At 46.2% G+C, this 7,103-nt stretch carries 5 protein-coding genes; 1 reads left to right on the top strand and 4 read right to left on the bottom strand.

Going from position 1 to position 7,103, the window contains the following annotated elements; genetic code table 11:
• Positions 1-161: 161 nt before the first annotated feature.
• A complete protein-coding gene (locus PN462_RS15960) occupies positions 162-2,573 on the bottom strand; it encodes an NACHT domain-containing protein (protein ID WP_272129777.1) in 2,412 nt (803 codons plus the stop codon).
• Between the two features lie 189 nt (positions 2,574-2,762).
• On the opposite strand from PN462_RS15960, the gene glcD reads away from it, so the two are divergent.
• Positions 2,763-4,244, top strand: a complete 1,482-nt coding sequence (gene glcD, locus PN462_RS15955) for a glycolate oxidase subunit GlcD (RefSeq protein WP_272129776.1) — start codon at positions 2,763-2,765, stop codon at positions 4,242-4,244.
• 46 nt (positions 4,245-4,290) lie between these two features.
• Here glcD and mraY read toward each other — a convergent pair whose 3' ends face one another.
• From mraY to PN462_RS15940, 3 genes are all read right to left on the bottom strand, one after another.
• On the bottom strand, positions 4,291-5,382 hold the full coding sequence (mraY, locus tag PN462_RS15950; protein ID WP_272129774.1) for a phospho-N-acetylmuramoyl-pentapeptide-transferase: 1,092 nt from the start codon (positions 5,380-5,382) through the stop codon (positions 4,291-4,293).
• A gap of 109 nt (positions 5,383-5,491) precedes the next feature.
• Positions 5,492-5,731, bottom strand: coding sequence for a DUF3134 family protein (locus PN462_RS15945; protein WP_272129772.1), 240 nt, complete (start codon positions 5,729-5,731; stop codon positions 5,492-5,494).
• Positions 5,732-5,836: 105 nt separating this feature from the next.
• The gene (locus PN462_RS15940) at positions 5,837-6,913 is read right to left on the bottom strand and encodes a glycerate kinase (RefSeq protein ID WP_272129770.1); all 1,077 of its coding nucleotides are present in this window, start codon (positions 6,911-6,913) and stop codon (positions 5,837-5,839) included.
• Positions 6,914-7,103 lie beyond the last annotated feature (190 nt).

The following is a 7,103-nucleotide window of genomic DNA, read 5'->3' as shown; positions in this document are numbered from 1 at the left end:
TATCTCCTCTATCTCCTCTATCTCCTCTATCTCCTCTATCTCCTCTATCTCCTCTATCACCTCTATCTCCTCTATCTCCTCTATCTCCTCTATCCCCTCTATCCCCTCTATCCCCTCTATCTCCTCTATCCCCTCTATTGACAAAAGACAGATTATCTTAATTAACGGGACTGACGACGGTTTTTAATCTCTGTAATGGGTAATAACAGGGTTTCCTCAATTTCTTGAATCACCTCATCACTGACATTCGGGGTACTGTACATACAGTCCACCAAGATTTTATTCCCGATATAATATTGCTTGAGAACGTCTCGCTGTTCTCCATTAAATTGCCAGTCAAACCCGACATTACGGTGTTCTACAATGACTAACCGTAAGTTGCGCGTCCAAATTTCACTATTCATTTGCCACCACTTCTGATATTTAGCGCGATCTTTATCTGCATCCGGTAGTTGGTCTTTAAATCGTTGTAAGGCTCGTTTTAATTCGGGAGTAATTTCAATCTCTTTATCATTGGCAAATTTTAAAAACAAGCCTAAGTCATGGGCATAAGTGACTAATAAACATTCTAAAATTAAATCAATGACAAAATCTGGGGCGAGGTGGCGAATGGCATTGTTTTTGAAGGCAAAATCTAAGTCTCCATCCAGAGCGCACGCGAGGGAACGGTCATGGAGTGCTGATTTTAAGGTGCGATCTACGGCATGGGAAAAGTCTAGAGGCCGAGCTAGTTTAGGCTCAAATATTCGATCTACCGCTTGCCCAAAATAAAAAGCACGAACCGCCGCCACTTTATAGGGAGCTTGGACTAAAATTGATTTTTGATTAACCCACGATAAAAAGATTTGGATTTTTTTATCATCTGCTACCAGTTTATCAATTTTTCGTTTCATTTGCAACAAAAAATCGTCAATGTGCAGCATTTTATCGGCTGCATTAAAAAAGAAATCCCGTTGCTTTCTAATTTTCTTGCTATTTTGATTAAACGGATAACTGAGAATATTATCTTGGAGTTGTTTTAATAAAAAACTGCCAATCAAATAATCCTGAAAAACTAAATCAAAAAACGAATAAACGCCTTGCGCTCGCTCTACAAGAATTTGATGATGTGCGGTAATCCCTTTGAGAATTTCTTGAGTAGCTAGGGTTAATTCTTCTGGCTTTAATTTTAACTTTTTTTTAAAGAATGAAGCGATATAGCGATAAAGCTGTTGGTGGTTGAAAAATAAGTTTTTGCTCTCAATGGATTGAATGGCAATGTGACTGAGTAACTCAATCTTGTCTGTTAAGTCTAAAGTTTGAAAAGAGTTATCGAATTCCTGTGTATTATGCTGTTCATTGAGCAATAATTCTAAGCTCTCCTCATAAAACTCAAAGCGTCGTTTCGGTAACTCCCGAAGTTTATCAAAAACCCCACAAATGGCATCTAACCAAAAGGGATGACTGGCTAACTCTTTCAGGGGTTTATTAGTAGAAACAGTTAATTCAGTAATTAACTGTTTAGCTAAGTCTGTTCTTTCATTGGTATTCTCTCCAGTATGCTTAAACCAATTTTTAATAAACACCTTCATTTGCTCGGTGTGGAGGTCTGCAATTTCCACATGAGCAAAGGTGGGTAAGGTATAATCGGTGATTTGGGTGCGGCCTGCTAAAACGAAGCGATTTTTATAATATCGTTGACTAAACGCACGAATTTGGAATTGGAGGTCTTTGCGATATTGTAACGGCCCTTCATCTAAACCATCGAGTAACAGAAACAGATGTCCAGCATTAAGTAATCGTTCCACTTGCTCCATTTCGGGGAGGTTTAGGACTTGCTGAATTTGTTTTTGTAACCCGGTTTCATAATCCTTTAAACTGGGTAAATTAATGAAAATGGGAATCAGTTGGCCAAAATTTTTTTTCTGGCAACAACTCATAGCGAGGTGACGCAAAAACGCACTTTTTCCTGTTCCGGCTTTTCCTAAGATCATGAGCTTGGAATACTTCTGCACTGCTTGAATTCCAGAAATCCGTTGTTGTCTGTCTCCGAGGCCAAACCGTTCAAATTCTTCCCGTTGATTGAGGTTTTCCAAATAAGAGGAGAAATTAATATAAATATCCCGTGAAATTTTACTCACTAAATAGACATCAAAGGCCAAATCTTCAATGGTTAAAGAATGGCCATTGAGGAGAGGAAGTCGGGCCGCTGTAGTTTGGAGTTTTTTACAACTGCGTTGGCGTAGAGATGTAATGACTTTGGCCGGAAACGCTCTCACAGGGGGAGCAGGAGGGGGAGCAGGAGGGGGAGGGGGAGGAGGAGCAGGAGGAGGAGCAGGAGTGGGGGAAGCAGGGTTGGAGGACTCCGGAAAATCCGCCACCTCTTGCCAATTTAGTTCTAATGCCGCACAAATTTTTTGAAACTCCTGTTGATCAATGGGTTCTCCTTCCAAAAAATTGTGAATGGTAGCCAGAGAGGTGGGGAGTCCTTGGGTTTCAATGATCTGACTGGCAGAATTGAGCCAAGCGGATTTTGCTTGCTCAATACCTTCATCCGATGCTTTTAATAATAATGGTTGTATCCCTTCTACCATGTTTCAGCCAGCGTATTTCATCTCGATCCTGCCAGATCAAGAAAGGTTTTACCTTCGTTGCCAATAAATTGTACTCGCTATCTCCAGTCTGTCGCCTCATCTGGGAAAGAATTCCTCGGACTGCCTGTGTCAGTGTCGCTGCTTTTTGTCACAATGGATTAAATAGCCCAACCCTCAGAAAACGAGTCCATGATCCTAAAAAATCTCTTAGCGGGTGAGAAAAGTCGCTGGAAACCCATTATTCGTGAGTTTGAACAAGCATTAGGCAAGACCAACGTGGTGCAGCGTAAGGATGAACTGCTCACCTACGAGTGTGATGGTTTGGCGGCCTATCGTCAAAGGCCGGCCTTGGTGGTGTTACCCCGTAGTACGGAGGAAGTAGCGGCGGCGGTGGAAATTTGCGATCGCAATAATCTCCCTTGGGTAGCCCGGGGCGCGGGTACAGGACTTTCTGGGGGGGCGTTGCCGCTTTCGGAAGGGGTGTTAATTGTAACGGCAAAAATGAGCCGTATTTTGGAGGTTGACCTCGAAAACCAGCGCGTGGTGGTTCAACCGGGAGTGATTAATAATTGGGTGACTCAAACGGTGAGTGGGGCAGGGTTTTATTATGCCCCTGATCCCTCCAGTCAAATTATTTGTTCGATTGGGGGGAATGTGGCGGAAAATTCCGGGGGGGTTCACTGTTTGAAATACGGTGTCACCACTAACCATGTCCTGGCTTTAAAAATTGTCACCCCAGAGGGGGAGATTCTCGACATAGGCGGACAAGTTCCCGAAATGCCGGGTTATGACCTGGCGGGGGTATTTGTTGGCTCAGAAGGGACCCTAGGCATCGCTACGGAGATCACCTTGCGTATTCTCAAGACTCCGGAATCGATCTCGGTTCTCTTGGCCGATTTTCCCAATATTGAAACTGCCGGGAAAGCGGTGACGGAGATTATCCGGGCGGGGGTGATTCCGGCTGGCATGGAAATGATGGATAATTTGAGTATTAATGCTGTGGAAGATGTGGTAGGGACCGGCTGTTATCCGCGAGATGCGGGGGCCATTCTCCTGGTGGAGTTAGATGGGTTAGCGGTGGAAGTGACGGGAAATATTGAGCGAGTGGCGGGGATTTGCCGCCAGAATGAGGCGCGAAATATTACTACGGCGGAGGACTCGGAAACGCGGTTGAAGTTCTGGAAAGGACGCAAAGCGGCTTTTGCGGCGGCAGGCCATATCAGTCCGAATTATTTTGTGCAGGATGGGGTTGTGCCTCGGACTCAGTTGGCGAAGGTGTTACGGGAGATCGAGGAATTAAGTGCGCGATCGGGCTATCAAATCGCCAATGTGTTTCATGCCGGAGATGGGAATTTACACCCGCTTATTCTCTACGATGAAGCGATTCCAGGGGCATTTGCGGAAGTGGAGAAGGTGGGGGAAGAAATCCTGCGCTTATGTGTGGAAGCGGGAGGCAGTCTATCGGGAGAACATGGTATTGGGGCGGATAAAAATTGTTATATGCCCCAGATGTTCAATGAGACGGATTTAGAGACGATGCAGTTAGTCCGCAGTGCTTTTAATCCCAAGGGGTTAGCTAATCCAGAGAAGTTGTTTCCCACTCCGCGTACTTGCGGGGAACGGGCTAATGTGCAGATTCCAGGGCAAATGAAGGGGGCGGAGTTGTTTTAGAGCAGTATCTCTATCAAGAAGCCCAACAGCAGGGAGGATGTCAACCCTAAACCAGTAAAGCTAATAAAATTAAGCCAAAACTGATTAAGTAAAATATGCCCACAATTTGGGTTTCTTGCCATCCGGTTAATTCTAGGTGGTGGTGGACTGGGGCCATTTTCAAGAGACGTTTGCCCACTCCTTGGGGGTTTTTGGTGGCTTTGTAATACCCTACTTGGGCAATGACAGAGAGAGACTCGATGAAGAATAAGCCACTGATGACAAATAATCCCCATAAATTGCCGGAGAGGATACCGACTCCTGCAAGGGCGGCCCCTAGGGCCAATGATCCGGTATCCCCCATGAAGACTTTGGCGGGGTTGCGGTTATGGCTGACAAACCCTAAACATCCGCCGCTTAAACAGGTGCAAAAGGTGGCTAAGTCGGGATGGGTGGGGTAGGTGAGGGCGGCCATACCTAATAATGCGATCGCGCCCGTCCCTCCCGCAAGGCCATCCACCCCATCCGTTAAATTAGTAGCATTACTCTCTGCTGCAAAGACAAACACCGCTAAAGGCCAAAACAAGACACCCAAGGGCAAAATTACCCCCAACGGTAACTCAATATTGGTGATACTGGCTGGTTGGGTGAAAACCATCCAAACACAAAAGACCACTGCTCCCCCAATTTGCAATAATAATTTCATGGGGGGAGTAATCCCTTTATTGGACTTTCGCCGTAAAATTTGCCAGTCATCTAACCACCCCATAAACCCGTAGAGAAGGGTGATCAAACCAACGGCCAGCGCGTTTCCCGCAAACCCCGACCAAACCCACGCTAACAGGACGGCCACCGGGACAAAAAATATCCCTCCCATGGTGGGAGTCCCCGCTTTTTTCAGGTGTGTTTGTGGTCCGTCTTCTTGGATAAACTGGCCAGCCTTTAACCGTTGTAAAATGGGAATCACCCAAACCCCCACCCCACTACTGGCCACCGCAGACACCAGCAAGGGAAGGGTTAAAGATTGTAAGGGGGAAACCCCTCCCAAGAAAAGATCAAAAGTTATCCCAACCCCTCCTAAGAGAATGACCAGTAAGATTAATAAGCTGATACCAGAGGGTTTTCGGACGGCATTGGGTAAAAATGCTTTCGCTTCCACGACTCACTCACACCTTAATCGTTACCACACTTAATAAAATACGCTACTGAGTCACCATTTCCCTACCCTTTCCCCAAAAAAAAGGTGGGACTCCCCACCTCATCTTGTCTTAGTCGTCTAGATCATCATTATTATTTACATCGTCGTCAAAGTCTTTATCATCGACTTCCATTAAATCTTCAATTTCAGGATCAGTTTCATCTTTGTCTTCCTCCTCTGCATCGGGACGCGCAATGAGACGGCCTTCCGCGATTAACCAATTTAACAAGGAGTCTTCCTGTTTGAGGGGAATCACTGTGGCGGGTTCATAACGAGACTCTTGGGAAAGGGCGGGACTATTGATAGCCATAGATCAGATCACCATTCGATACACTGTACACCTTTTCGAGTGTACCTGAATTTTGAGCAGGTTGCGTTGTGGTTCTGGGGTCGCCATTCATTACTCCATTGTCTCTTAATCCTGAGTGGTGGGTCGATAAATTTTGCCAATGGTGTGATCGGCTTCGACTTCCACCACTAAATCGGTCAAAATAGGATTATTCACCAATGGAGTAATGAATAGCTCCGGGTGCAAGGCTTTCCAGAAATATTCAACAAATTCATCAATCTCCCCATCTGTCATTCCCGACTGTTTCTGTTCCCGCATTTTTTGTTCTGCTTCCTTGCGCCATTGTTTACTGAGACGATAATCTACGGGGTTTAAGACCACTAAACGGTCTAAACGATGCCACAGGTGAACATAGTCCATTAACCGTTCATTCATATCTCGCGCAAACTGACGGTCTTCTTCGGTGCGGATGGGGTCGGGGGGGTGGTCAAACGCGCTATCATCGGGGACAGGACGTACCCCGACAAACCATCCCTCAAATAAAATAATATCCACCGGATCAATAATTTCGGGGTCTGCTTTATCGCCGGCCCCTTGCCATGCAGACTTATCAAAGCGAGGGATAACAACGGGTTTGGTTCGGGTGGCCTGACGGAGTTTGTCGAGTAATTCAATGCCAATTTCCACATCATGGGTCCCTGGGGGGCCACGCCAAATGATGCGAGGATCAAAGCGTTGTAGTTGTTGCCGTTCGATGTAAGATTTGTAGAGGTCATCGAGGGATAAGGCGACACTGGAATAGCCCAGTTGGCCTAAAATAAGCTGGACTGCGCTGGCAATGGTGCTTTTCCCTGTTCCCTGGCCGCCGAGGATGCCTTGAACGAGAGGCCGTTGTAGTTTTTCCCGGACTTCGATCAATTCCAGGGCGAAGGGTAGCCAGAAGTTCCAGAGGTTACGGAGACCTTGGTTATGATCGACTTTGCGGGTTTGACACAAGTCTAGGATATCTGAGGCGACGCTGGTGAATAAATGCGATCGCGCGGCAATTTTCTCCAACCCATTCTCCTCTGTCAGGCCAAAGGCCCCTGCATTCCCTGTGGCCAGTTCCTGCTGAAGAATATACTGTTCTTCCTCCGGAGTCGGGTGTTCTTCCTGACTCCACCGTTCCAAAATCTCTAATTTGCGATCTTTGGTAGCAGACATAATTTTTTTGGTTGTTGGTTGTTGGTTGTTGGTTGTTGGTGAAAAAGGGAACAGGGAACTCCGGAACAGGGAACACCGGAACAGTAAACAGTAAACAGTAATGTTGTTTGTTCTGGGTTCTTTGTTCTCCCCCATCTCCCCCATCTCCCCTATCTCCCCCATCTCCCCTATCTCCCCCATCTCCCCTATC

The sequence above is a fragment of the Spirulina sp. CS-785/01 genome (assembly GCF_028330525.1).
Taxonomy (GTDB): domain Bacteria; phylum Cyanobacteriota; class Cyanobacteriia; order Cyanobacteriales; family Spirulinaceae; genus JAQMSD01.
The sequence above is the reverse complement of the archived record's forward strand: the minus strand, read 5'-3'. Positions and strand labels throughout refer to the sequence as shown.